Source organism: Streptomyces sp. W16 (genome assembly GCF_033194735.1).
Classification (GTDB): Bacteria; Actinomycetota; Actinomycetes; order Streptomycetales; family Streptomycetaceae; genus Streptomyces.
Genome location: NZ_JAWOAI010000110.1, coordinates 1 through 22,543, shown reverse-complemented (window position 1 = coordinate 22,543; position 22,543 = coordinate 1). Strand labels below are relative to the sequence as shown.

Below are 22,543 nucleotides of genomic sequence, written 5' to 3'. Positions count from 1 at the left end.
GCCCGCCCGCGCGCCTGTTCGGCCGCGGTCAGCGCCTCCTCGACGCGGTCGGTCGCGCGGCGATTGGTGACCGTGGCCGCGGCCACGAGGCCGACCAGGGCGCCGACGAGGGTGTCCACGACCCGCTCAGTGATCAGTTCCCCGGGCTGCTGGGTTCGGGCGAACTCGGTGATGAGCAGCGCCATCGGGGTCACACAGACGCCGCCGAGCCAGTAGTTGCGGCCGATCAGCGCCTCGGCACCGAAGTTGAACGCCAGGCAGCACAGCACCAGGACCGCCGGACGGTTGTGGGCGAGCGGCGCCACCCCGGCGAAGACGAGCACGCCCACGAGGTTGCCGACGACCCGCTGCACTCCCCGGCCCCAGGTGAGGGTGATGTTGGCCTGGTAGAGGGAGGCGGCGGTGACGAGGGCCCAGTAGGGGCGGCCGACGCCGAGGGCCAGGGAGGCGTAACCGGCGAGCGCACAGCCGATCGCCGTGCGCAGCACGAGGGGGGCGAGTGGGCCGAGCCTGGTCCACAACGGGCGGGCGGGGGTGGCGAGTTCGGCGTCCACACCGAGCAGTTCGGCTACGGCGCCCACCGGGTCGTCGGTCCGCGGGACCGGTCCCCTGCCGCGCAGTTCGCGGGCCCAGGTCCGCAGCAGCTCCGGGTCGGTGTCCGCGGGCGCGGCGAGGGCGACCTCGGCACGGACGACGAGACGTTCGAGGGCACGCCGGGGGGTGGTGCGGGTCGCTGTGGCGGTATGGGTGCCCGTGCCCGTTGCGGTATCGGTGCGGATACCGGCGGCGAGTAGGGACTGCCAGGCGGCGTGGATGGCTGCTGCCGTGGTGGCACGCGCGCGTGCTTGTGCGCGTACGTTGCTGCCGCCCTCAGCGCCGGGCACCTGCGCATCTTCGACTCCGGCGGCGCGGGCACGGCCGGCTCCGGCGCCGTGTGCTTCGCCGCCTACGGCGCCATGCGTGACGGCGTACGCGGCAGCAGCGTCCAGTGCCTGGGCCGTGGCGCGCCGCTCGGGGCCGTAGGGCCGGACGAGGCCGGGTGCCATGCCGACGAGCCACGCCCAGACGCCCGCCGCGGCGGCGAGCGCGAGGTGACCGGGGACCTGGGCGAGCGTCTGCGGTGCGAAGAGCGAGGCGGAGCTGATGAAGGTGAGGACGACGTTGCCGGGCGGGCCGATCCGGGTCGCGTCGCACAGTCCCTTCTGTACGGCGGCCAGGCCGGCGCCGGCCGTGACCAGCACGACGGCGTTCGTGGTGAGGGAGGCGGTGACCAGCGCGACGGCGAGACCGCCGATCATCCCGAGCACCACCCGGAGCAGGGCGCGAGCCCTGGCGGCGTAGGGCTTGTTGTGGGCGTAGAGCGCGCACAAGGAGCCGGCCATCGTGTACATCGCCAGGTCGAGGCGGCCCAGGGCAAGCAGAGTCAGGTTGGGCGGGGCGACCGACGCGACCACGCTGAGCGCGGGCTTGAACCAGATGTCGGAGGGCCGGCCGAGGCGCAGCACACCGGCGAGGGGGAGGCGTCGGACTCGGGGAGCCCGCGGGGTGGGGGCGGGGGTCGCACTGCTCATGGAGTGTAAGTTTAGCAGGTGTTTTACTCGTGAATTAGTTGCGCGAACACGCCCCCGACCTGCCGCACTCCGCCGAGTGCTCCCCATGTACACCGTTGCGCTCGATTGCGCCCCGTGCGGCACGGGCAACCTGTGACCGATCGTCTACGAAGAGTGAGAGCAAGGGCGGAACGGGGGGATGCGCATGCACGGACCGGCTTCGCCCGGCTGGCTGCTGGTCGCGCTCTGCGCCGCGACCGGGGCCTACTGCCTGTTGCGGATGCGCAGCCCCGTCGAGGAACAGCGACGGGCGGCCGGCGGAGAGGCCCTGATGGGCTTCGGAATGGCCGCGATGGCCGTGCCGGCCGCGGTGTTCGCGCCGCCGTCGTGGGCCTGGCCCGGCTACGCGGCGGTGTTCGGCGTGGCGGCGCTGCGCGCCCTGTGGACCGCGCGCAGGAGTCCGCACCATGTGCACCATCTGCTGGGCACCGCCGCCATGGTCTACATGGCGCTCGTGATGGGCGCCTCGCCCGGTCACCACCATGAGCACGACGGCTCCGGAGTCCCGCTCGTGACAGGTGTGCTGCTCCTCTACTTCGTGGGATACGTGCTGCTGTCGGGCATACGGTTGATGCCCGCCACCGGCGCGGCCGTCGGCGGCGGGAGCGTCGGGTGGGGCGACCGACCGGAACTGGCCCGGGCCTGCCGGCTGTCGATGGGGATCGCCATGGTCGCGATGTTGTTGACGCTCTGAGGAGCTGGGGAGCCGAGGCACTGTACGAAATCGTGGTCTGCGTCACTTTGCCGTAACAAGCCGTACCCCTGACCACCGCGGCGCTCATAGGGTGCTCCCATGATGGTCCCCGCGGCACTGTTGCTGCTCGGCGCCTTGGCCGCCGTCGTCGCCCCACGGCTGCTCGCCCGGGCCGACTGGCCGGACCATGAGCCGGTGCTCGCGCTGTGGGTGTGGCAGTGCGTCGTGGCGGCCGTCCTCCTGTGCTGCGCCCTGTCGATGACGCTCAGCGCCGCCGCCGCGTGGCAGGCCGTGCGCGGCCACGTCTTCGCCAACGCCCCGCACGCCGTCCTGGACGCCTATCCCCTTGTGACAACCGGGCCTTGGGCGGCGGCGACCGCGGTGGCCCTCGCGTGCGGCGGGGCATGGACGGTGGCGATGCTGGTCCGCGAAGTCGTACGGGCCCGGTCGCGGCGTCGACGACGGAGGGCCGAACTCCTCGTACGCGCACCGCTGTTGCCCGGCGAGGAGCCGGGCGCCGAGCCGCTGGTCGTGCTGGAGGGCGAGCGCCCTGACGCGTGGTGGATGTCCGGCCCGGCGCCTCAACTGGTCATCACCACAGCCGCGTTGCGCCGGCTCAAGGGGCGACAGCTGGACTCACTGCTGGCCCACGAGCAGGGGCACGCGCAGGCCCGGCACGACTGGCTGCTGCACTGCTCGGCCGCGCTCGCGACCGGGTTTCCGCAGGTTCCGGTGTTCGCCGCGTTCCGGGACGAGATGCACCGCCTGGTCGAACTCTCCGCCGACGACATGGCCTCCCGCCGCTTCGGCCGCCTCACTACCGCGCTCGCACTCGTCGAACTCAACGAGGACCGTGGGGTGTTCGGGCCGTGCCCGACCCCGCAGGCCCATGTCCCGCAGCGGGTGCACCGGTTGCTCACGCCCCCGGACCGGCTCACGACGACGCGCCGCCTGGGGCTGACCGCCACGGCGGCGCTGGTGCCGGTGATTCCGGTGCTGGTGGCGTTCGTACCGGGGCTGCGGGCGCTCGGCTGAGGTCGACGTAGATCGGCATGGATCGGCACGGATCAGTACGGATCGGCGAGGATCGTTCCATGCACTGTCCGTCCCGCCCGACTCGCCGGTACACCACTGTCACCCTGGCCCTGTGCTCCGCGCTGCTCCTCACTCTGGTCGCGGTCGAATGGCGTCCGCTGATCGACCTCGACGACCGGATCGCCGGAACGACGCACCGTTGGGCTGTCGAGGATCACCGGGTGACGCATATGTGCCGCATCCTGACGGACTGGGTCTGGGACCCCCTGACCCTGCGCCTTGTATGTGCGGCCACCATGGTGTGGCTGATCTGGCGGCGTTCCGCATGGTGGACGGCACTATGGCTGGTGGCCACATGTGCACTCGGCACACTGCTGCAGCAGGCCCTGAAGGCACTGGTCGACCGACCCCGCCCGGTGTGGCCCGACCCCGTCGACTCCGCGCACTACGCGGCCTTCCCCTCGGGCCACGCCATGACCGCCACGGTGGTCTGCGGCCTCCTCCTGTGGCTGCTCCACCACCACGGCGCCGGACGCGCTGTGTGGCGCACGGCCATGACTCTGGCCGTGATCTCCGTGGCTGGTGTGGGACTGACCCGTGTGTGGCTGGGCGTGCACTGGCCGTCGGACGTGGTGGGCGGCTGGGTTCTGGGGGCGTTGGTGGTGGCGGTCGCTGTCAGGGTGCACGAACGTCGGCGGGTGTGGGCGCCCAGTAAGATCACCGCATGAGTGCCGTCCTCTTCGACTTCTCCGGAACCCTCTTCCGTATCGAGTCCACCGAGTCCTGGTTGCGTGCCGTGCTGCGCGAGACCAGGATCTCGCTGCCCGAGCCGGAGTTGGCCGAGGCGGCGAGGGCACTGGAGTCGGCGGGGGCGATGCCGGGTGGGGCGCGACCGGAGCGGCTGCCCGCCGAGTTGGCCGAGGTGTGGGCGGTCCGCGACCAGAGTGCCGAACTGCACCGGGCCGCGTTCACCGGCGTCTCCCGCCAAGTCCCGCTCCCCGACCCGGCGTTGCACGACGCGCTGTACGACCGGCACATGACGCCGGCCGCCTGGACGCCGTACCCGGACACGGAATTCGTGCTGCGGACGCTGCGTGAGCGCGGAATCGGCGTGGGCGTGGTGAGCAACATCGGCTGGGATCTGCGGCCGGTGTTCCGCGAGCACGGCCTCGACGCCTACGTGGACACATACGCGCTGTCGTACGAACACGGCATTCAGAAGCCGGATCCGCGGCTGTTCGCGGTCGCCTGCGAGGCGCTCGGGGCCGATCCGAAGGACGTGCTGATGGTCGGCGACGAGCGACGCGCGGACGGCGGGGCAGCGGCCCTGGGGTGCGTGGTGCACTTCGTGGACCACCGCCCGGTGACCGAACGACCGGACGCCCTGCGCCCCGTGCTGGACCTGGCCGGTCAGGGCTGAGCCGAGGCCGCCCTCAGCAACCCAGGAGCCGACCCCCGCCCCCAGCCCAGGGGCCGACCCCGGCCTCAGGACCGAGGGCGACACCTTGAGGACCTAGGGCAACACCTCAGGGCCGAAGGCAACAGCAGCGCCCGCCGCCGCGCCCCGCCCGCGAAGTCACCCCTGATACCCCTCCACCTCGGACTCCGGGCGCACCCGCGCCTCGTCCGGGTTCTCGCCGAACTCCACCTTGGCGCGGCGCTGCCTCAACAGGTCCCAGCACTGGTCGAGTTCACGTTCCAGTTGGCCGAGGCGCTGGTGCTCCGTGGTGCTGTCGATCGTGCCGGACGCGAGGGCCTCCCGGAGCTTGCGCTCGTCGTCGACCATCTCGTTGATCCGCGCGAAAATCTGCTGGTCCTGGTCCATGCCCGTGCGCCTCCTCGGCTCGTCACCCGTGCCCACTCTAGGGACGGTTCACGTGCCGTGCGACAGATGTGCGAGAAGGCGGCGCCGATGCCCGGCCAAAAGTCGCCCCAGGAAACCATGAGAGTGAAAAGGAGCCGCCCGCCTGAGACGATCCCCCGCGTCGCCCCAGACGGACGGCAGCATTCGACGGACCCTCGCGACGGGGACCCGTACGTCCTGAGTATAGTTGGCTGATAGCCAGTCAACGCAGGAGTTACAGCATGTCCCCGCGCAGCGCCTCGGTCAATGAAGAGTTGCGACGGCGTTCCCGGGAGCGGCTTCTGCAAGCGGCGGTCGAGCTGGTCGGGGAGCGCGGCTTCGAGGCCACGACCTTGGGCGACATCGCGGACCGGGCCGGCTCGGCCCGCGGACTGGTGTCGTACTACTTCCCCGGAAAACGCCAGCTCGTGCAGTCCGCCGTGCACCGGCTGATGCACTGCACGCTGGAAGAGGCGCTGGAACGCGAGCCGCGCACCACGGACGGGCGGGAGCGCATGGCGCGGGCCATCGACGCGATCCTGGGCCTCGCGCACGACCGGCCCGTGCTGATGCGCCAGCACATGGCGGGGCTGCTCCAGGGCGAGGGCTTCGTGCAGTGCCCGGAGCAGCGGCGTCTGGCCGAGCTGCTCGGGGAGACGATCGCGCGGTACAGGTCGGGGAACGTCCCGTCCGACTACCCGATGCTGCGGGCCCTCCTCATGGGCGCGGTCTACGCGGCGCTCGTGCCCGGGGTGCCGATGCCGATCCCGGTGCTGCGCACCGAGTTGTTCGAACGGTACGGGCTCGACTGGGAGTTGGGGATCCCACCCGATGCCGGCTCACCTCGCGCGGCAGCCGACACGGACCTCTCACGGTTCTTCGCTACGGACGACCGGTCGGCGGACGACCGGTCGACGGACGGCCGCCCTGCCGAGTCCTCGGGGGCATAGCCCGCCCACCCTCTCAACTCGTCGCCTCAGCGCCGCGCATGACGAGGTGTCAGATAGCCCGCGTCGCGCGCCTGGGAGATGAGGCGGAGAGAGCGGCGTCGGCTGTGTCCGGTCGCGCACATCACCGCGAGGACGGGATCGACGCCCTCCTCCTGTGCGGCGCGGTACTCCTGGGCGACCAGCCACCGTCCCTCGATGCCACGCGGCCAGGGCGGCCGGGCCCGGCGCGCTCCGCCCGGCTCGGCCCCTTCCTCCTCTTCGCCCACTGGCCCCGGTTCCAGGCCGCACGCCTCGAAGAGCGGACCCTCGATCCAGTCGGCCAGCACCGTCAAGTCGTCGAGGGACAGGGCCGGTTGAGCCCGTACGTCCTCGACGGAGACGCACTGGTCGGACACCACGGCGAGTGCGTCGACCCGGGCGCCGTCGGTGAAGGCGAGCCGGACGTGGAACCACGAGGTGGCACCGTCGTGCTCCTGCACTTCCCACGCGGGCCACACGGACACCGCGCCGTCCTCCGGACAGCGATCGGAAAGATTAACAAAGGATGCTTCTAGCACACACGCAACGTAACCGCATGATCACATTCCATACGAACGGACACGCGCGCCCCCGTCGCGTACGGGTACGCACGGCACCCTGTCAGCGGAGCGCCGGTGGTGGGACCCTGGAGTTGCCAGCGGTCTGGCGAGTCAGCGATCTCCTGTGTGCCTGACGGGTGAGGAGTTCCGCCGTGCTGCGTGTCGCCGTCGTCGGGTCCGGGCCGAGCGGGGTCTACACCGCCCAGGGCCTGGTCCAGCGGGAGCCCGGGGTGCTGGTCGACGTCCTGGACCGGCTCCCGTGCCCGTACGGTCTGGTGCGTTACGGCGTGGCGCCGGACCACGAGAAGATCAAGTCGCTGCAGAACAATCTGCGGACGGTGCTGGAGCACGAGCGGGTGCGGTTCCTCGGCGGGGTGCCGGTGGGGCCCGGGGGGCTGGCCACCGCGCGGCTGCGCGAGCTGTACGACGCGGTCGTGTACTGCGTGGGCGCCGCCACCGACCGCCATCTGGGGATTCCCGGCGAGGAGCTGCCGGGCAGCTGGTCGGCGACCGAGTTCGTGTCCTGGTACAGCGCCCATCCGGACTCCACCGCCGACGGTTTCGTGCTCGGCGCGCGGTCGGCCGTCGTCATCGGCGTGGGCAATGTCGCGGTGGACGTCGCGCGGATGCTGGCGCGTGGCGCGGCCGAGCTGAGCCGCACCGACATACCCCAGGCGGCGCTCACCGCGCTGGCCGCGAGCGGGGTGACGGACATCCACATGGTGGGTCGGCGCGGCCCCTCACAGGCCCGCTTCACCACCAAGGAGCTGCGCGAACTGGGCGGGCTGCCGGACACCGACGTGACCGTGGATCCAGCCGAGTTGGCGCTCGACCCGGACTGCCTGAACCCCTCCGCCCTGCCCGCCGCGCAACGCCGCAACGTGGAGACTCTGCGCGACTGGGCGGCACTGCCTCCCTCGGGATCCCCACACCGTATCCACCTCCGCTTCTTCCTCCGTCCCGTCGAACTCCTCGCCGACGCGGGGCGGGTGGGCGCGGTGCGCTTCGAACGGACCGCGCCGGACGGGCGGGGCGGGGTGCAGGGCACCGGTCAACGGGAGGACATCGAGGCGCAGTTGGTGCTGCGCTCGGTGGGCTATCGCGGGGTGCCGTTGGACGGGCTGCCCTTCGATGCCGAGCTCGGCATCGTGCCGCACCGGGCGGGCCGCGTCCTGCGCGAGGGACTGCCCGTGCCCGGCGAGTACGTCGCCGGCTGGATCAAGCGGGGCCCGACAGGCGTCATCGGCACCAACCGCCCGGACGCCAAGGAGACGGTGACGTCCCTGCTGGAGGACGCCGCCATGCTCGTACGGAAGGAAGCATCCGAAGACCCCCTCGCCGCGCTGCGTGCCGAGGGGATCGAGCCGGTCGAGTGGGCCGGATGGGAGGCCATCGAGCGGGCCGAGGCGGAGCTGGGAGCCTCGCTGGGCCGGGACGGTGTGGTCAAACTGCCTGGCTGGGAAGCTCTTCTGCAGGCGGTACGTGGGTCGCACACATAACAGATGGGCATGACACACAGCGGCAACAACCCAGAAATCAACAAACTGTTCAAGACGCTTACGGTCTCGTGCTGTCCACATGTTTCGCCCACCCTTCTCCCCCTCTCCGCCGCTCAGGAGTGCCCATGGCAACGACCACACCCGTGCATCCCGTCGACGAGGTCCCACCCGTACGGCAGCTGGCCGCCTTCGGACTGCAGCACGTGCTCGCGATGTACGCGGGCGCGGTGGCGGTTCCGCTGATCGTCGGCGGGGCGATGAAGCTGTCGGCGGCCGATCTGGCGTATCTGATCACCGCCGACCTGCTGGTGTGCGGTATCGCGACGCTCATCCAGTGCATCGGCTTCTGGCGGTTCGGGGTGCGGCTGCCGATCATGCAAGGCTGTACGTTCGCGGCGGTGTCGCCGATGGTGCTGATCGGTACGACGGGCGGCGGACTGCCCGCGATCTACGGGTCGGTGATCATCGCTGGGCTCGCCATCGCGCTCCTGGCACCGGTCTTCGGCAAGCTGCTGCGCTTCTTCCCGCCGCTCGTGACCGGCACGGTGATCCTGATCATCGGTCTGTCGCTGCTGCCCGCGGCGGGCAACTGGGCGGCGGGCGGCCAGGGTTCGAAGGACTTCGGTGAGCCGAAGAACCTGGCTCTCGCGGCCTTCGTCCTCGTGGTCGTCCTGGGTGTGCAGCGGTTCGCGCCCGCGTTCCTGAGCCGGATCGCGGTGCTCATCGGCATGGCCGTGGGGCTGGTGGCCGCCGTGGTCTTCGGGTTCACGGACTTCAGCGGGGTCGGGGACGCCGACTGGGTCGGCATCAGCACGCCGTTCCACTTCGGAACGCCCACCTTCCACGCCTCGGCGATCGTGTCGATGCTGGTGGTGGCGCTGGTGACGATGACCGAGACGACCGGTGACCTGATCGCGGTCGGCGAGATGACCGACCGCAGGATCGAGCCGCGCTCCCTCGCGGACGGCCTGCGCGCCGACGGCCTCTCCACGGTCCTCGGCGGCGTCTTCAACACCTTCCCGTACACGGCCTACGCCCAGAACGTCGGCCTCGTCGGCATGACCCGGGTCCGCAGCCGCTGGGTCGTCGCCGTCGCCGGCGGCATCCTCGTCGTCCTCGGCCTGCTGCCCAAGCTCGGCGCGGTCGTCGCGGCGATACCGGCACCGGTGCTCGGCGGCGCGGGCCTGGTCATGTTCGGCACGGTCGCCGCGAGCGGCATCCGCACCCTGACCCAGGTCGACTTCAAGGACAACCACAACCTCACCGTCGTCGCCGTCTCGGTGGCCGTGGGCATGCTGCCGGTCGGCGTACCCACGGTGTACGCGCAGTTCCCTGACTGGTTCCAGACGGTGATGAACAGCGGCATCAGCGCGGGCTGTCTGACGGCGATCGTGCTGAACCTGGTCTTCAACCACCTTCCGGTGAAGGGCAGTTCGTCCACCGCCCCCGCTGCCACGAAGGAATCGGTCGCCTAGCGCAGCAGTCGGGCGGGGACCGTCGCGGCCAGCACGCCGTACCCCGCCGGATTGAGATGCAGCCAGTCGCCCACTTGGAGGGACTCCCGCAGTCGGCTCGGGTCGGCCGGATCGCGTACGGCGCGGTCGAAGTCGAGGACCGCGTCGAAGTGGCCGCTCGTCCGGATCCAGGTGTTGACCGCCCGGCGGGAGAGCTCGCGTTCGCCCGCCGGGTCGTCATAGGTGTTGCCGCCGAAGGGGAGCAGGGTCGCGCCGTAGACGCGGATGCCCTGGGCGTGGGCGCGGACGACGATCTGGTCGTAGGCGGCCAACAGGTCTTCGGCCACCTGGTGTTGGGCGGCCGGGGTCGCGTCGGCGGTGCCGATGTCGTTGACGCCCTCGAAGACGATGAGGCGGGTGACGCCGCTGCGGGAGAGGACGTCGCGGTCGAGGCGGGCGAGGACGTTGGGGCCGAGGCCGTCGTTGAGGACCCGGTTGCCTCCGGCGGCCTGGTTCAGGATCGCTACGGCGGCGGTGGCGGGGTGGGCGCGGAGGCGGTCGTGGAGCTGGTCGGGCCAGCGGTCGTTGGCGTTGGTCGTGGAGCCTCGGCCGTCGGTGAGCGAGTCGCCGAGGATCGCTACGGCCGTGGTGGCGCGAGGAGCCAGGACCTCGACGTCGCTCAGCAGGTACCAGTGGTCGACCGGGGTCGCGCCGGGCAGGTCCGCGTCCTGTGTGTGATCTCCGTTCTGGAGATACGACGTCGTGCGCGAACCGGGGTGCGAGGTGAGCGCGAGCGACGGCTGGCCCGTCGCGAGGTAGGTCGTCACCGTCAGGACGGATGCGGCGGGCAGGTCCAAGTCCAGGGGATCCGAGACCAGTTGGGCGCCGACCGGGACGGTCGCAGACCCGCGACCGGCGAAGGTGACCGGTCTGCCGCTGCCGTGCACGATCGCGCTCGCTCCCGCCCTGCCGTCCGGCGGGAGCGCCACCGTCACCGCGGTGAGCGGCAGCGGGGTGTCGCCGTAGGCGTTGGAGAAGCGCAGGCGCAGCGTCCGGCCGCCGGTGGTGACGCGGAGCGTCTGTCGCAGGGTGGTGTCGACCAGTACCGACCTGGCCCCGGTGAAGGGCGCGGGCGGCAGGTTGCCGGGCTCGGTGAGCTGGGGCATCGCCGTCCAGGTGTTCACCCAGTGCGCGCCGGGATGCGTCGAACTCCCTTCGACGTATGCGAAGTTGGGGGCTGCCAGGACCGACAGGGCCGAGGTCGTGGCGACGAGCGCGGTCCGTCTCGTGGGCTGCACGGAATCCGCCTTCCTCGGGAAGGAATTGGGGGTGAGGGGCAACGGGCGCACTCCCGGATGCGGGTCAACCGACCGCGCAGGCGGTCCCGTTGAGCGTGTAGGCGGTGGGCGCCGTGCTGTTGCCGGTGTGGTTCGCCTGGTAGCCGATGGTCGCGCTCGCGTTCGGGGCGATCGTGCCGTCGTACGACGCGTTGGTGGCCGTCACAGTGCCGGAGGCCGGGCTGTAGGTGGCGCCCCAGCCGTTGGTGATGGTCTGGCCGGTGGGCAGGGTGAAGCCGAGTTGCCAGCCGTTGACCGTGCTCGTACCGGTGTTGGTGATCGTCACGGAGGCGGTGAGGCCGGTGTTCCAGGCGCTGGTCGTGACCGTCACCTTGCAGGGACCGGTCGAGGGCGGGGGCGTGGTGCCGCCGCCGGACAGGCCGAAGAAGGTGAGGACGCGGGCGCCCATGCCGTAGGTGTAGAGGTTGTGGGTGATGCCCTGGAGGCTGATCGCCTCGACGGGGGGCTGGTCACCGGTGGCGCCGTAGCGGGTGCGGGTCCAGCCGGTCGCAGGGGAGTCGGTGGCGGCCGGGGTCTGGCCGACGCCCAGCACGTTCGTCCACTGTTTGATCTCCTCGCCGAGGTTGGGGTAGCGCAGCGTGTCGTCCGCGGTGCCGTGCCACAGCTGCATCCGGGGGCGGGGGCCGGTGTAGCCGGGGTCGGCGCCGCGCACCAAGTCGCCCCATTCCTGCGGGGTATGGGTGACTGTGCCGCCCGCGCAGGCGGTGTTCCACTCGGAGCCGTCGGTGGTGGCGAAGCAGCCGAACGGCACGCCGGCGAAGGCGGCGCCGGCCGCGAACACGTCGGGGTAGTCGCCGAGCAGGACGTTCGTCATCATCGCGCCGGAGGAGATGCCCAGGGCGAAGACACGGCTCGGGTCGGCGGAGTAGGTGCTCTTCACCCAGTCGACCATGGACTTGATGCCGACCGGGTCGCTGCCGCCGTCGCGGTGCAGGGCCTGGGGCGAGGAGACGTCGAAGCACTTGCCGGCGCGGGTGACCGACGGGTACACGACGACGAAGCCCAACTGGTCGGCCAGCGCGGCGTATTCGGTGCCCGAGTACATCGCCGGGCCCGATCCTCCGCAGTAGTGCACGGCGACCACGACCGCCGGGTGGGCGGTGACGGCGGCCGGGACGTACACGTACATCTGCAGGTTGCTGGGGTTGGCGCCGAAGCCGGTGACCTCGGTGAGGGCCGCGGCGGGGACGGCCTCGGTGCGGGCGGCGGCCGGGGGTGCCATGAGTGTCAGGGCCGCGAGTAAGGGCACCAGCGCTCCGAAGAGGGCGACGAGTACCGAACGGGGCGGTTTTCCGGCGGACTTGGGGGTGTTGCCGACGGCTGTGGGGCGCACGTCTTCGTCCCTTCCTGATCGCGGCTCGTGCGGCATCTTTCGGGGAGACCAATCGGCATCGTGACATGGACATGGATGCCATGGAAGCGCTCCCACACTCCGAATAGTTTCGCGCGGGGCGTTGACTAGAAAGCGCTTGCACCCTACGTTCCGTTCAGAAGTGTGACCGCGTGGTCCTTCACGGCGTACATCGTTCACGTACTCGATCACTCAAGCCCCCCGAAGGGACGCACCCGCATGCGTACTCGCAGATCAGCTCCGGCGGTGGCCGCTCTCGCCGTCGTCGCCGTGCTCGCGCTCCCCCGGTCCGCATCGGCGGCCGACGCCTCACCGGTCGGTTTCGGTGCCGGGACGACCGGCGGCGGCAGTGCCGCGGCGGTCACGGTGTCGACGCTGGACGCCTTCAAGTCGGCGGTCACCGGCAGCACTTCGAAGGTGGTGAAGGTCAACGGCCTGATCTCACTGAGCGGTCAGGTCGACATCGGGTCCAACACGACGGTCCTGGGCGTCGGTTCGGCGTCCGGGTTCACCGGTGGTGGGTTGCGCCTGAAGAAGGTCACGAACGTCGTCGTGCGCAACCTGAACATCAGCAAGCCGGTCGCGCCCGCCGACGGCATCACCGTGCAGGCTTCGACGAAGGTGTGGATCGACCACAACGCCTTCTCGTCCGACCTCGACCACGGCAAGGACTACTACGACGGCCTGGTCGACATCAGCCACGCCTCCGACTACGTCACCGTCTCCTGGAACACCTTCAAGAACCACTACAAGGGCTCGCTCGTCGGCCACAGCGACAACAACGCGAGCGAGGACACCGGGCATCTGCGGGTGACGTACCACCACAACTGGTTCGACCAGGTCAACTCCCGTATCCCCAGCCTGCGTTTCGGCACCGGGCACTTCTACGACAACTACGTCGTCGGCGCCGAGACCGCAGTGCACTCGCGCATGGGCGCCCAGATGTTCGTCCAGAACAACGTCTTCCGCGACACGGAGGTCGCCGTCACGACGAACCGGGACAGCGACGTGGACGGCTACGCCAACCTCAGCGGCAACGACCTCGGTGGAGCCGCCACCGAGATCTCACAGGTCGGCACGTTCACCAGCCCGCCTTACAGCTACACCGCCGAGCCCGCCTCGACCGTCGTCGCCTCGGTGACGTCCGGCGCGGGCACCGGAAAGCTCTGACCAATCCCCCACCTCGGAGAAGGAATCGGGACATGACTTCTTCCCTACGGCCACGCGCGCTCACCGGCGCGGCGACGGCCTGCGGACTTTCGCTTGGCATGATCATGGCATCCGGCGCGCTCTCGCCGGCCAGTGCCGCCACCTGGCCCACCGCGAGCGGCAGCCAGGCCGTCACCTCGACCATCTCGGTCTCGGGCACCAAGGACTACGGGATGCTGCGCCTGTACGGCAGCGGCGACCTGGGCACGGGCAGCCAGGACGAGGACCAGGGCCCCATCCTGGAGCTGGCCCCTGGCGCCGTCGTCAAGAACGTCATCATCGGCTCCCCCGCCGCCGACGGCATCCACTGCCTGGGCGCCTGCACGCTGCAGAACGTGTGGTGGGAGGACGTCGGCGAGGACGCGGCGACCTTCCTGGGCTCCTCGTCGTCCAACGTGTACACCGTCTCCGGCGGTGGCGCGAAGGAGGCCAGCGACAAGGTGTTCCAGTTCAACGGCGCCGGAACGCTCAACGTCTCCAACTTCGCGGCGCAGACCTTCGGTACGTTCGTCCGCTCGTGCGGCAACTGCAAGACGCAGTACAAGCGCACGATCAACCTCAACACCATCGAGGCGACGTACAAGGGCAGCCGCATCGTCGGCATCAACACCAACTACGGCGACAGCGCGACCCTGAAGGCCATCACGATCGTCGGGGACACCAGCAAGAAGATGATCCCCTGCCAGAAGTACATCGGGAACAACACGGGCGCGGAGCCGACGACCAACGGCACCGGCGCGGACGGCACTTACTGCAAGTACGCGACCTCGGACATCACGTACAAGTGAGCCCACCGCGATGAAGGCGGCCGTGCCGGGTTCCTCGGGTCACACCGGGTTTCCCAGCACGGCCGCGATCAACTCCCGCCGGTGACGGGTGTATTCGGCGCGCAGGGTGGGGCCCGGCCAGTCGACGGGCAGGAGTTCGGGGGGCAGGACCGGGTCGGCGAGCAAGTGGCGTACGACTGCGGCGAGTACGGTGAAACGGTCGGCCGGGCGGTCGGCGGTGTCGGTGATCCGGTCGAGCAGCGTCTCGGTCGTCTTCGCCCAGGAGTCAAGTGGCCACAGGTTCGCGGCGAGTTCGCGGGCCGGCTCCTCAGGCCGGGTGGTGAAGTGCCGGGCGACCGCGCCGAGTTCGTCCGGTCGGGGTCGTAGCAGATTGGCCGGGCGGAGCCAGACTCCCTCGCGGAGTTCCGCGAGCCGCAGGGCGGTCAACCTGCCGCGCAGTTCGGCGCGTTCGGCGGGGCCGCGGCCGGTCGCGGTGACGACGGTCATTTCCCAGTCGCCGTCCCAGGGGCGGGTTTCGGGGTGTACGGCGATGTCCTGGCGGCGCTGGCGTTCCAGCAGGCGGTCACTGAGCCGGTAGACCGCGTCCGTGCTCCGCAGGTCCCCGGCGGCCACCATCCGGCTGAGCGCGGCCCGCAGGGTGGATCCGGCCACGCCGAGCGGCTCGACGGCGCGCAGCAGATCCCGTACGGGCAGCTCGGGCGGATGCGTGCCCAGGAGCAGGCTGAGGACGACCGAGCGCGCTGACAGCGGGCGCAGGTCCACCTCGCCGGGCCCTTCCGACTCGTTCATCCGCATGACCTCGTAAGCATGGCCTCGTACTCTACGTGGCGGTTCTCGTGTTACATCATTGATGCGACCGCAGAGATAGTGCAACACTGACCGTATGGCCCAGACAATCGCGCACACACCGCCGCAGCCCCGGAACGCCACGCACGACGTCACCAACCAGCCCCCGCCCCTGACCCCGTACGACGCCTCCGAGGACACCGCTCTGCTTGAGGGGCTGCGCCGGGAGGGCGCCGGCTGGGCCGAGGAGGACGTGCGGCGGCTCGGCCGGACGGCGGGCAGTGCGGAGGCGCAGGAGTGGGGTGAGCAGGCGAACCGGCATGAGCCGGAGCTGCGCACGCACGACCGGTACGGCAACCGGATCGACGAGGTCGAGTTCCACCCGAGCTGGCACCGGCTGATGGGGGTCGCCGTCGCCGAGGGGCTGGCGGGTGCGCCCTGGGCGGACGAGCGCCCCGGTGCCCATGTGGCCCGTACGGCAGGCGGGTTGGTGTGGGGACACACCGAGGCCGGACACGGCTGTCCGACGTCGATGACGTACGCCGCCGTTCCCGCGCTGCGCGCCCAGCCCGAACTGGCCGCGGTCTACGAGCCGTTGCTCACCAGCCGGGTGTACGACCCGGTCCTGCGCGTCCCGGCCGAGAAGCGCGGGCTGCTGGCCGGGATGGGGATGACCGAGAAGCAGGGCGGCTCGGACGTCCGCACCAACACCACCGCGGCCGCTCCCACCGCCGAACCCGGGGTGTACACGCTGCGCGGGCACAAGTGGTTCACGTCGGCGCCGATGTGCGACGTGTTCCTCGTGCTGGCACAGGCCCCGGGCGGCCTGTCGTGCTTCCTCGTGCCGCGCGTGCTGCCCGACGGCAGCCGCAACGTGTTCCGTATCCAGCGGCTGAAGGACAAGCTGGGCAACCGGTCCAACGCGTCCTCCGAGCCCGAGTTCGACGGCACCGTCGCCTGGCTGGTCGGACCCGAGGGGCGCGGCGTCAAGACCATCATCGAGATGGTCAACTGCACCCGTCTGGACTGCGTGATGATGTCGTCGACGCTGATGCGCAAGACACTCGTCGAGGCGGGCCACCATGTGCGCCACCGCGGCGCGTTCGGCGCGCGGCTGCTCGAACAGCCGTTGATGCGCAACGTGTTGGCCGATCTGGCGCTGGAGTCGGAGGCCGCGACGACCCTCACGCTGCGGCTGGCGGGGGCGGCGGACCGTGCGGTGCGCGGGGACGACGCCGAGTCGGCGTTCCGCCGGATCGCCACCGCTGTGGGCAAGTACTGGGTCACCAAGCGCGGTCCGGCTTTCACGGCGGAGGCCCTGGAGTGCCTCGGCGGCAACGGCTACGTCGAGGACTCGGGCATGCCCCGGCACTATCGCGAGGCCCCCCTCCTCTCCATCTGGGAAGGCTCCGGGAACGTCAACGCCCTTGACGTACTACGGGCGTTGAGCCGGGACCCCGGCCCGGCGGAGGCCCTGTTCGCCGAACTCGCCCTGGCGCGGGGCGCGGACGCCCGCCTGGACGCGGCGGTGAGCCGGTTGAGGAGCGGGTTGAGCGAGGCGACCGAGACGGGCGCGCGCCGCCTCGTCGAGCAGATGGCGCTCACCCTCCAGGCCTCCCTGCTGGTCCGACACGCCCCACCCGCGGTCGCCGACGCCTTCTGCGCGACCCGGCTGGGCGGCGACTGGGGGCACGCCTTCGGCACGCTCCCCGACTCCGCGGACCTCGGCGCGATCCTCTCCCGCGCCCTGCCCGACGGGGACTGACCCTCGGTCACCTCTCGATTCCGCTTCGTTGTCAGTGGCGTGGTGCAGACTCGCGATCAGTTGGCACTTCGTCTGGGGAGGGCAACGTGTTCACGGGGATCGACGAGGTCGACTGGGCCTCGCTGCGCCATGCGTACGGCAGTGCAGCGGACGTGCCAGGACTGCTCAGGGGACTGGCCGCCACGGACCCCGTCGAGCGGGCGAGCGCGCTCGACGGGATGTACGGCGCGGTGCACCACCAAGGGATGGTGTACGACTCGACACTCGCCTGCGTTCCGTTTCTGTTCGCGCTCGCCGCTGACGAAAGGGTTGCGGAGCGGGGCGAGTTGGTGGAGCTTCTGGTTGGCATCGGACGGGGGTATGGGCCGGAGGAAGGAGAGGGCGGCGGGTGCCGGCCGGCAGATGCCGTCCTTCGGGCGGAGGCCGAAGTCTTCGCCGTGCTCGTCGGCGATCCGGACCCCGGAGTGCGCCGGGCCGCCGCCGATGGGCTGGTCCGGTTCCTCGATCGACCCGTGCGCGTACTGAGCCTGTTGCGGCAGCGGATCACGGTCGAGCGCGACGACGGGGTTCTGCTCGCCCTCGTCGAAGGACTCGGTCTGTTCGCACGACGGTATCCGGCCCGCGCCGCCGAGGCGTTGGACACCCTGCTGGCACTCGGAGTTCCGCCGTACGAGCCCGGGCTACGGCTCGCCGCGCTCGGCCAACTCGCGGGCTGCGCGCCAGATTTGCTCCCCGTCGACCTGGTCCCCACCGTCGTCGGGCTGCTCGGGGAACGGTCCGAGCGGCGCCGGTCGGGCCCCTGTGTACCGCAGGACATCGACCATCCGGAACCGCACTCGGACACGCTCGCCGGGCGGTTACGGCGGTTGCGGCCGTCGGACGAGGAGGGCGCGCAACTGGTGCGCACGCTGCACACCGCGCTCGGCGGACGGGTGGCCGATCGGATCGCCCTGCTGGAAGGGCAGTTGACCGGTCCGGATCCCACCGACCGGTGCAACGGGGTGTGGATGTCGGCGGCACTGTTCCGCGAGTGGCGGGCCGACTGCTCGGCACTCGTCGCGCTGGTCGGTGAGCAACTGGGCACAGAGGCCTACCGGTTGCACGATGCCGCGTTGTCGGTGCTGGGGGAACTCTTCCACCTGGCCGCGCCGGCCGCCGATCACCTGCACGCGCTGGTGATCGCGCGCCCCGACCTGTGGACGCAGCGCTGGGAGCGCGGGGCTCCGGCCCTGGGCGGCGCGCTCAAGGCCCTTGCCCGCAGCGGCGATTCACGGGCGGCACCGGTACTGGCCGAGCTGCTCGCGCGGCCCGTCGTGCCCGACGACCTGGGACGGGTGATCGTCCACCTGGGCCGCTCCGCCGCACCGCTCGCCCCGGCGTTGCGGAACCGGCTCGGCCGAGTGCCCCTCGACTCCCCCGAGACGTCCGACCGTGCCGTACCACTGCTGTCCGCGCTGACCGCGCTCGCCGACCGGGAGGCCGTGCCGGAGGTGCTGCGGCTGTTGCGCGGGATGCCGGACGGGGTGCGGTCCGGGCAGCGGGTCGTGGAGTCGGCGGTCCGGGCGCTCGATGTGTTCGGGGTCGGGGCGGAGGGCGTCGTACCAGTACTGCGAGGGCTGTTGGAGTCCGAGTGTGCGGGTGTCGCCGCGAGTGCGTTGTGGTCGGTGGAGGGGGACGCGTCGGCCGTACTGCCTTCCCTGTTGCGGGAGTTGGCGAGTTCGGACGGGCGGCGGCGCCGGGTGGCCGCCGAGGTGCTGGCCCGGGTGGGGGGCTCCGCGCGGGTCGCGTCGGACGGGCCGGCGCGGATGGTCGAGTCGGAGTGCGTGGAGGAGCGGGTCGCGGGCGCGTGGGCGCTGTGGCGGGTGACCGGGGATGCGGAGAGGGTGCTTCCGGTGCTGCGGTCGGCTTGGAGCGAGCATCCGTGTGTGCGGGGCGCTGTTGCTGCGTGTCTGGTCGGCATGGGGGCCGCCGGGGCGCCCCTGCATGACCTGGTGGAGGCGGAACTCGCCGCTCCGCGAAGGCATTTGGCGCGGGCCGGCGGGCATGGGAGCCAGGACGTTCTGGAGGACGAGCGGCTGTTGGAGGCCTGCCGGGAGGTGGCAGCGGGCGGGCACGGCAGGCAGGACGGACATGGCGGGGAGGGGTGACGGGCATGACGAGGGCCCCTGCGTCGACCTGCGTGCCAGGGGCGCTCATGCCATGCCGGGCGGACAGCCCGTCCTGCTCAGCCCGTCTTACCGCTCCACAACGGGCCGAAACGTGCCCACTCCTCGTCCCACTGGTCCATGCGCCGGCGTTCCAGCCGGATCCGGAGGGCGCGCGCGCTGATGAAGGGGACGGCCGCCGCGCCCATTCCCAGCAGGGTGCCGATCAGCGCGGCCCGCAGCTGGGCCTGGGACGCGGTGGCGGGCTTGGTGACCAGATGGCCCTGCGGGTCGGTCCAGATGGTCACCGGAGTGCCGATGCCGCTGCCGGAAGGAACGCGGATCTGGCCGGTGTGCGAGGAACCGTCCACGGCCGTCCAGCGGACCTTCGCCCAGACGAGCTCGCTGTTCGTTCTGCCGGAGTTCGCCGGCTCGGGGCCGGGCGCGTCCTGGGTCACCAGTGCCACCACTGGTTTCCACTCGACGCGTTCCTGGGCCAGTTCGTGTTCGACGGACCCGGTCGCCGTCAGACCTGCCAGCACACCTGCCAGGACGGTGATCAGCCAAGCACCGAGCACGATCCACGACTCCACCGCATCGGCGCGGCGCTTGAGCGGATTGCGCCGCCACCGCCACAGCCACACCTTCGGACCTCGGAACGCCATCGAAGGCATCCTCCTCATGAACGCACTGACATGCCGAACCGCCCTCCCATACGGGAGACGCCTCCTCGATGCTCACGACGAATACCCCGACTCGACGGTCCCATGGCTGACGAGGTGTTCGCGGGCTTTTCGCGAGAGGGGTCCCCGGGATCTGCCCTGCGGGCCCGGATCGGGCATCTGACCTGCGGTGACGTCGGTTCCGGGGGTGACTGTCAGTGGCGGGGTGCAGACTGGCGGGTGAGAGGGCGAAGTGGCCAAAAACGTGGTGGAGGCGATCGTCATGACCGAGGTGCTGCTCGCGGTGGGGACGCGAAAAGGCCTGTTCATCGGGCGCAGGCGGGGTGGTGTCTGGGAGTTCGACGAGAGTCCGTACTTCAACGCGCAGGCGCTGTATTCGGTCTCCGTCGACACGCGGGGCGCCACGCCGAGGTTGCTGGCCGGTGGTGACAGCGCCCACTGGGGTCCGTCCGTGTTCCACTCCGACGACCTGGGGCGCACGTGGGTCGAGCCGGAGCGGCCGGCCGTCAAGTTCCCCAAAGACACTGGGGCTTCACTGGAGCGGGTGTGGCAGCTGCACCCGGCCGCGGCGGAACCCGACGTGGTGTACGCGGGTACGGAACCGGCGGCGTTGTACCGCTCCGAGGACCGCGGCGAGAGCTTCGACCTCGTCCGTCCCCTCTGGGAGCACCCCACCCGCTCGCGCTGGGTGCCGGGCGGCGGCGGAGAGGGACTGCACACCGTCCTCACCGACGAGCGCGACCCGAAGGCCGTGACGGTCGCCGTCTCCACGGCCGGGGTGTTCCGCACGCTCGACGGGGGCGCGAGCTGGGCGCCGTCCAACTCCGGTGTCTCCGCGTCGTACCTGCCGGATCCGAACCCGGAGTTCGGCCAGTGCGTGCACAAGATCGCGCAGGACGCGGCGACCCCGGACCGGCTGTATCTGCAGAACCACTGGGGCGTGTACCGCAGCGACGACGCGGGCGCGCACTGGACGGACATCGGCGAGGGACTGCCGTCCACGTTCGGCTTCGCGGCGGTGGCCCATCCCCATCGCGGCGACACCGCCTATGTGTTCCCGATCAACGCGGACGCGGACCGGGTACCCGCCGGGCACCGGTGCCGGGTCTTCCGTACGGCCGACGCGGGCAGAAGCTGGGAGCCGCTGTCGGCGGGGCTGCCGGCCGGGGACCACTACGGCACGGTGTTGCGCGACGCGATGTGCACGGACGGCGCGGACCCGGCGGGCGTGTACTTCGGCAATCGCAACGGCGAGGTGTACGCGTCGGACGACGACGGGGACAGCTGGCGGCAGTTGGCGTCCCATCTCCCCGATGTGCTGTGCGTACGCGCCGCGGTGGTCGCATGAGGGCGGCAACTCCCCTGCGCGGAACTCGCTCGTGGGCAGCTCCCTCGTCGGCAACTGCCTTATGGCAAGGCTTCGTTCACGCGGGCCCACGGTTCGGTCGTTCTCGGTCGGGCTCGGGCCACCGGTTGATCGTCGAGCCGTGTACGGCAGTAGGGTGACGCCCGTGGCACCACGACCGTTGCATGAGATTGTCGAACCGGGCTGGGCGAAAGCCCTGGAACCCGTGACCGGACGCGTCGCCGAGATGGGGGACTTCCTGCGCGCGGAGATCGCCGCCGGGCGCACCTATCTACCGGCCGGGCCGAATGTCCTGCGGGCCTTCCAGCAGCCCTTCGACGACGTCCGCGTCCTGATCGTCGGACAGGATCCGTACCCGACCCCGGGGCACGCCGTAGGGCTGTCGTTCTCGGTGGCCCCCGAGGTACGTCCACTGCCGCCGAGCCTGCTCAACATCTACCGGGAGCTCAACACGGACCTGGGGCTGCCCCAGCCGTCCAACGGCGATCTGACGCCGTGGAGTCAGCAGGGGGTGCTGCTGCTCAACAGGGCGCTGACCACGGCCCCGCGCAGTCCCGCCGCGCATCGCGGCAAGGGCTGGGAGGAGGTCACCGAGCAGGCGATACGGGCGCTGGCCGGGCGCGGCAAGCCGCTGGTGTCGATCCTGTGGGGCCGCGACGCCCGCAACCTGCGCCCTCTCCTCGGCGACCTGCCCTCGGTGGAGTCCTCCCACCCGTCCCCGATGTCGGCCGACCGCGGCTTCTTCGGCTCCCGTCCCTTCAGCCGCGCCAACGACCTGCTGGTCCGGCAGGGAGGACAACCGGTGGACTGGCGCCTGCCGTGACCGGTCCGGGGGACGACGGTCCGGACGGCGTGGCGGAATCGCCGCGGGCGCCGGACGGGCCGGTGTCCGTTCGCGGGACCGTCGGGGCCGGTACCGCCGAGGCGAATTCGGGCGATGGGCCGGTGTCCCTCGGCGGATCGGCCAGCGCGGGCGCCGCGGCCGGGAGTTCGCCGGGTGGGCTCCGGGAGCCGGTTCCCCCCGCTGTTCCTCCCGCTGTTCCTCCCGCGCAGGATGCCGGCGTCAGGTTTCTCGCCGTGGACTCCGGGGGCTCCGGGCTGCGGGTCGTCGTAGGGGAGGTCGGGCGTCCGGTGTCCGTGCCGCTCGCGTCCGGGGAGCCTGTGCGGACGGGTGCTCGGGGGATCGACGCCGGGCATTTCATGGAGCAACTGGTGCCCATGGTACGGGCGTTGGCCGGTGCGACCGGGGGCGTCGAGTGGGGTACGGCCGTGATCGGGGCCACCGGGCTCGCCACTCTCGGGGAGGGATTGCGGGACGAGTTGCCGGGTGCGCTGGCGCGGGAGTTCGGGGTGCGGACGGTCGCGCTGGTCGCCGATGCCGTCACCGCCTATGTCGGCGCCCTCGGGGCACGGCCCGGTGCCGTGGTCGC

At 71.1% G+C, this 22,543-nt stretch carries 19 protein-coding genes and 2 pseudogenes; 14 read left to right on the top strand and 7 right to left on the bottom strand.

The window, feature by feature from the left end; all coding sequences use genetic code 11:
• The coding region (locus tag R6V09_RS17120; RefSeq protein WP_317882272.1) for an FUSC family protein at positions 1 to 1,571 on the bottom strand (1,571 nt) is incomplete at its 3' end.
• 184 nt (positions 1,572 to 1,755) lie between these two features.
• Here R6V09_RS17120 and R6V09_RS17115 point away from each other — a divergent pair.
• The 4 genes from R6V09_RS17115 (at position 1,756) to R6V09_RS17100 (ending at position 4,759) form a co-directional block, all read left to right on the top strand.
• Positions 1,756 to 2,304, top strand: a complete 549-nt coding sequence (locus tag R6V09_RS17115) for a DUF5134 domain-containing protein (protein WP_317882271.1) — start codon at positions 1,756 to 1,758, stop codon at positions 2,302 to 2,304.
• 99 nt (positions 2,305 to 2,403) lie between these two features.
• Positions 2,404 to 3,339 carry a M56 family metallopeptidase gene (locus tag R6V09_RS17110; RefSeq protein ID WP_317882270.1) on the top strand — a complete coding sequence of 312 codons (936 nt, stop codon included), beginning with the start codon at positions 2,404 to 2,406 and terminating at the stop codon, positions 3,337 to 3,339.
• Between the two features lie 59 nt (positions 3,340 to 3,398).
• Positions 3,399 to 4,067, top strand: a complete 669-nt coding sequence (locus R6V09_RS17105; RefSeq protein WP_317882269.1) for a phosphatase PAP2 family protein — start codon at positions 3,399 to 3,401, stop codon at positions 4,065 to 4,067.
• Positions 4,064 to 4,759 (top strand): HAD family hydrolase, encoded by a 696-nt coding sequence (locus tag R6V09_RS17100; protein ID WP_317882268.1) that lies wholly within the window; start codon positions 4,064 to 4,066, stop codon positions 4,757 to 4,759. The genes R6V09_RS17105 and R6V09_RS17100 overlap by 4 nt, the downstream gene beginning before the upstream one ends.
• A gap of 156 nt (positions 4,760 to 4,915) precedes the next feature.
• On the opposite strand, the gene R6V09_RS17095 is transcribed toward R6V09_RS17100, so the two are convergent.
• On the bottom strand, positions 4,916 to 5,164 hold the full coding sequence (locus R6V09_RS17095) for a DUF2630 family protein (protein WP_019069429.1): 249 nt from the start codon (positions 5,162 to 5,164) through the stop codon (positions 4,916 to 4,918).
• A gap of 260 nt (positions 5,165 to 5,424) precedes the next feature.
• Between R6V09_RS17095 and R6V09_RS17090 the strand changes: the two genes are divergently transcribed.
• On the top strand, positions 5,425 to 6,132 hold the full coding sequence (locus tag R6V09_RS17090; RefSeq protein WP_317882267.1) for a TetR/AcrR family transcriptional regulator: 708 nt from the start codon (positions 5,425 to 5,427) through the stop codon (positions 6,130 to 6,132).
• Positions 6,133 to 6,158: 26 nt separating this feature from the next.
• Here the strand turns inward: R6V09_RS17090 and R6V09_RS17085 are convergent, their stop codons facing one another.
• Positions 6,159 to 6,635 carry a DUF6214 family protein gene (locus tag R6V09_RS17085; protein ID WP_317882266.1) on the bottom strand — a complete coding sequence of 159 codons (477 nt, stop codon included), beginning with the start codon at positions 6,633 to 6,635 and terminating at the stop codon, positions 6,159 to 6,161.
• A 227-nt stretch (positions 6,636 to 6,862) separates the two neighbouring features.
• Between R6V09_RS17085 and R6V09_RS17080 the strand changes: the two genes are divergently transcribed.
• Both R6V09_RS17080 and R6V09_RS17075 read left to right on the top strand, forming a co-directional pair.
• Positions 6,863 to 8,209, top strand: coding sequence for an FAD-dependent oxidoreductase (locus R6V09_RS17080; protein WP_317882265.1), 1,347 nt, complete (start codon positions 6,863 to 6,865; stop codon positions 8,207 to 8,209).
• A 125-nt stretch (positions 8,210 to 8,334) separates the two neighbouring features.
• Positions 8,335 to 9,684 (top strand): nucleobase:cation symporter-2 family protein, encoded by a 1,350-nt coding sequence (locus R6V09_RS17075; protein WP_317882264.1) that lies wholly within the window; start codon positions 8,335 to 8,337, stop codon positions 9,682 to 9,684.
• On the opposite strand, the gene R6V09_RS17070 is transcribed toward R6V09_RS17075, so the two are convergent.
• Complete coding sequence (locus R6V09_RS17070; protein WP_317882263.1) at positions 9,681 to 10,961, bottom strand: SGNH/GDSL hydrolase family protein; 1,281 nt, start codon at positions 10,959 to 10,961, stop codon at positions 9,681 to 9,683. The genes R6V09_RS17075 and R6V09_RS17070 overlap by 4 nt on opposite strands.
• A gap of 64 nt (positions 10,962 to 11,025) precedes the next feature.
• Positions 11,026 to 12,354 carry an extracellular catalytic domain type 1 short-chain-length polyhydroxyalkanoate depolymerase gene (locus tag R6V09_RS17065; RefSeq protein ID WP_317882262.1) on the bottom strand — a complete coding sequence of 443 codons (1,329 nt, stop codon included), beginning with the start codon at positions 12,352 to 12,354 and terminating at the stop codon, positions 11,026 to 11,028.
• A 237-nt stretch (positions 12,355 to 12,591) separates the two neighbouring features.
• On the opposite strand from R6V09_RS17065, the gene R6V09_RS17060 reads away from it, so the two are divergent.
• Positions 12,592 to 13,542 (top strand): pectate lyase family protein, encoded by a 951-nt coding sequence (locus R6V09_RS17060; RefSeq protein ID WP_317882261.1) that lies wholly within the window; start codon positions 12,592 to 12,594, stop codon positions 13,540 to 13,542.
• A gap of 32 nt (positions 13,543 to 13,574) precedes the next feature.
• On the top strand, positions 13,575 to 14,369 hold the full coding sequence (locus tag R6V09_RS17055; RefSeq protein WP_317882260.1) for a pectate lyase: 795 nt from the start codon (positions 13,575 to 13,577) through the stop codon (positions 14,367 to 14,369).
• A 39-nt stretch (positions 14,370 to 14,408) separates the two neighbouring features.
• Here R6V09_RS17055 and R6V09_RS17050 read toward each other — a convergent pair whose 3' ends face one another.
• On the bottom strand, positions 14,409 to 15,164 hold the full coding sequence (locus tag R6V09_RS17050) for a PaaX family transcriptional regulator C-terminal domain-containing protein (protein WP_317882259.1): 756 nt from the start codon (positions 15,162 to 15,164) through the stop codon (positions 14,409 to 14,411).
• Positions 15,165 to 15,252: 88 nt separating this feature from the next.
• On the opposite strand from R6V09_RS17050, the gene R6V09_RS17045 reads away from it, so the two are divergent.
• Both R6V09_RS17045 and R6V09_RS17040 read left to right on the top strand, forming a co-directional pair.
• The gene (locus R6V09_RS17045; RefSeq protein WP_317882258.1) at positions 15,253 to 16,920 is read left to right on the top strand and encodes an acyl-CoA dehydrogenase family protein; all 1,668 of its coding nucleotides are present in this window, start codon (positions 15,253 to 15,255) and stop codon (positions 16,918 to 16,920) included.
• 86 nt (positions 16,921 to 17,006) lie between these two features.
• Entirely contained in the window at positions 17,007 to 19,067 is a 2,061-nt protein-coding gene (locus R6V09_RS17040; protein ID WP_317882257.1) for a HEAT repeat domain-containing protein, read from the top strand.
• 77 nt (positions 19,068 to 19,144) lie between these two features.
• On the opposite strand, the gene R6V09_RS17035 is transcribed toward R6V09_RS17040, so the two are convergent.
• Positions 19,145 to 19,729 (bottom strand): Rv1733c family protein, encoded by a 585-nt coding sequence (locus R6V09_RS17035; RefSeq protein ID WP_317882256.1) that lies wholly within the window; start codon positions 19,727 to 19,729, stop codon positions 19,145 to 19,147.
• Positions 19,730 to 19,944: 215 nt separating this feature from the next.
• On the opposite strand from R6V09_RS17035, the pseudogene R6V09_RS17030 reads away from it, so the two are divergent.
• From R6V09_RS17030 to R6V09_RS17020, 3 genes and pseudogenes are all read left to right on the top strand, one after another.
• Positions 19,945 to 21,095: pseudogene (locus tag R6V09_RS17030) on the top strand (WD40/YVTN/BNR-like repeat-containing protein).
• A gap of 163 nt (positions 21,096 to 21,258) precedes the next feature.
• A complete protein-coding gene (locus tag R6V09_RS17025) occupies positions 21,259 to 21,936 on the top strand; it encodes a uracil-DNA glycosylase (protein WP_317882255.1) in 678 nt (225 codons plus the stop codon).
• A gap of 254 nt (positions 21,937 to 22,190) precedes the next feature.
• Positions 22,191 to 22,543 (top strand): annotated as a pseudogene (locus R6V09_RS17020) (ATPase); the annotation flags it as partial.

Coding starts and splice junctions, on each gene's coding strand:
- R6V09_RS17090 (WP_317882267.1), top strand. CDS start 5,425: ATGTCCCCGCGCAGCGCCTCGGTCAATGAAGAGTTGCGACGGCGTTCC.
- R6V09_RS17045 (WP_317882258.1), top strand. CDS start 15,253: ATGGCCCAGACAATCGCGCACACACCGCCGCAGCCCCGGAACGCCACG.
- R6V09_RS17035 (WP_317882256.1), bottom strand. CDS start 19,729: ATGGCGTTCCGAGGTCCGAAGGTGTGGCTGTGGCGGTGGCGGCGCAAT.
- R6V09_RS17050 (WP_317882259.1), bottom strand. CDS start 15,164: ATGCGGATGAACGAGTCGGAAGGGCCCGGCGAGGTGGACCTGCGCCCG.
- R6V09_RS17100 (WP_317882268.1), top strand. CDS start 4,064: ATGAGTGCCGTCCTCTTCGACTTCTCCGGAACCCTCTTCCGTATCGAG.
- R6V09_RS17115 (WP_317882271.1), top strand. CDS start 1,756: ATGCACGGACCGGCTTCGCCCGGCTGGCTGCTGGTCGCGCTCTGCGCC.
- R6V09_RS17055 (WP_317882260.1), top strand. CDS start 13,575: ATGACTTCTTCCCTACGGCCACGCGCGCTCACCGGCGCGGCGACGGCC.
- R6V09_RS17095 (WP_019069429.1), bottom strand. CDS start 5,164: ATGGACCAGGACCAGCAGATTTTCGCGCGGATCAACGAGATGGTCGAC.
- R6V09_RS17110 (WP_317882270.1), top strand. CDS start 2,404: ATGATGGTCCCCGCGGCACTGTTGCTGCTCGGCGCCTTGGCCGCCGTC.
- R6V09_RS17105 (WP_317882269.1), top strand. CDS start 3,399: ATGCACTGTCCGTCCCGCCCGACTCGCCGGTACACCACTGTCACCCTG.
- R6V09_RS17060 (WP_317882261.1), top strand. CDS start 12,592: ATGCGTACTCGCAGATCAGCTCCGGCGGTGGCCGCTCTCGCCGTCGTC.
- R6V09_RS17075 (WP_317882264.1), top strand. CDS start 8,335: ATGGCAACGACCACACCCGTGCATCCCGTCGACGAGGTCCCACCCGTA.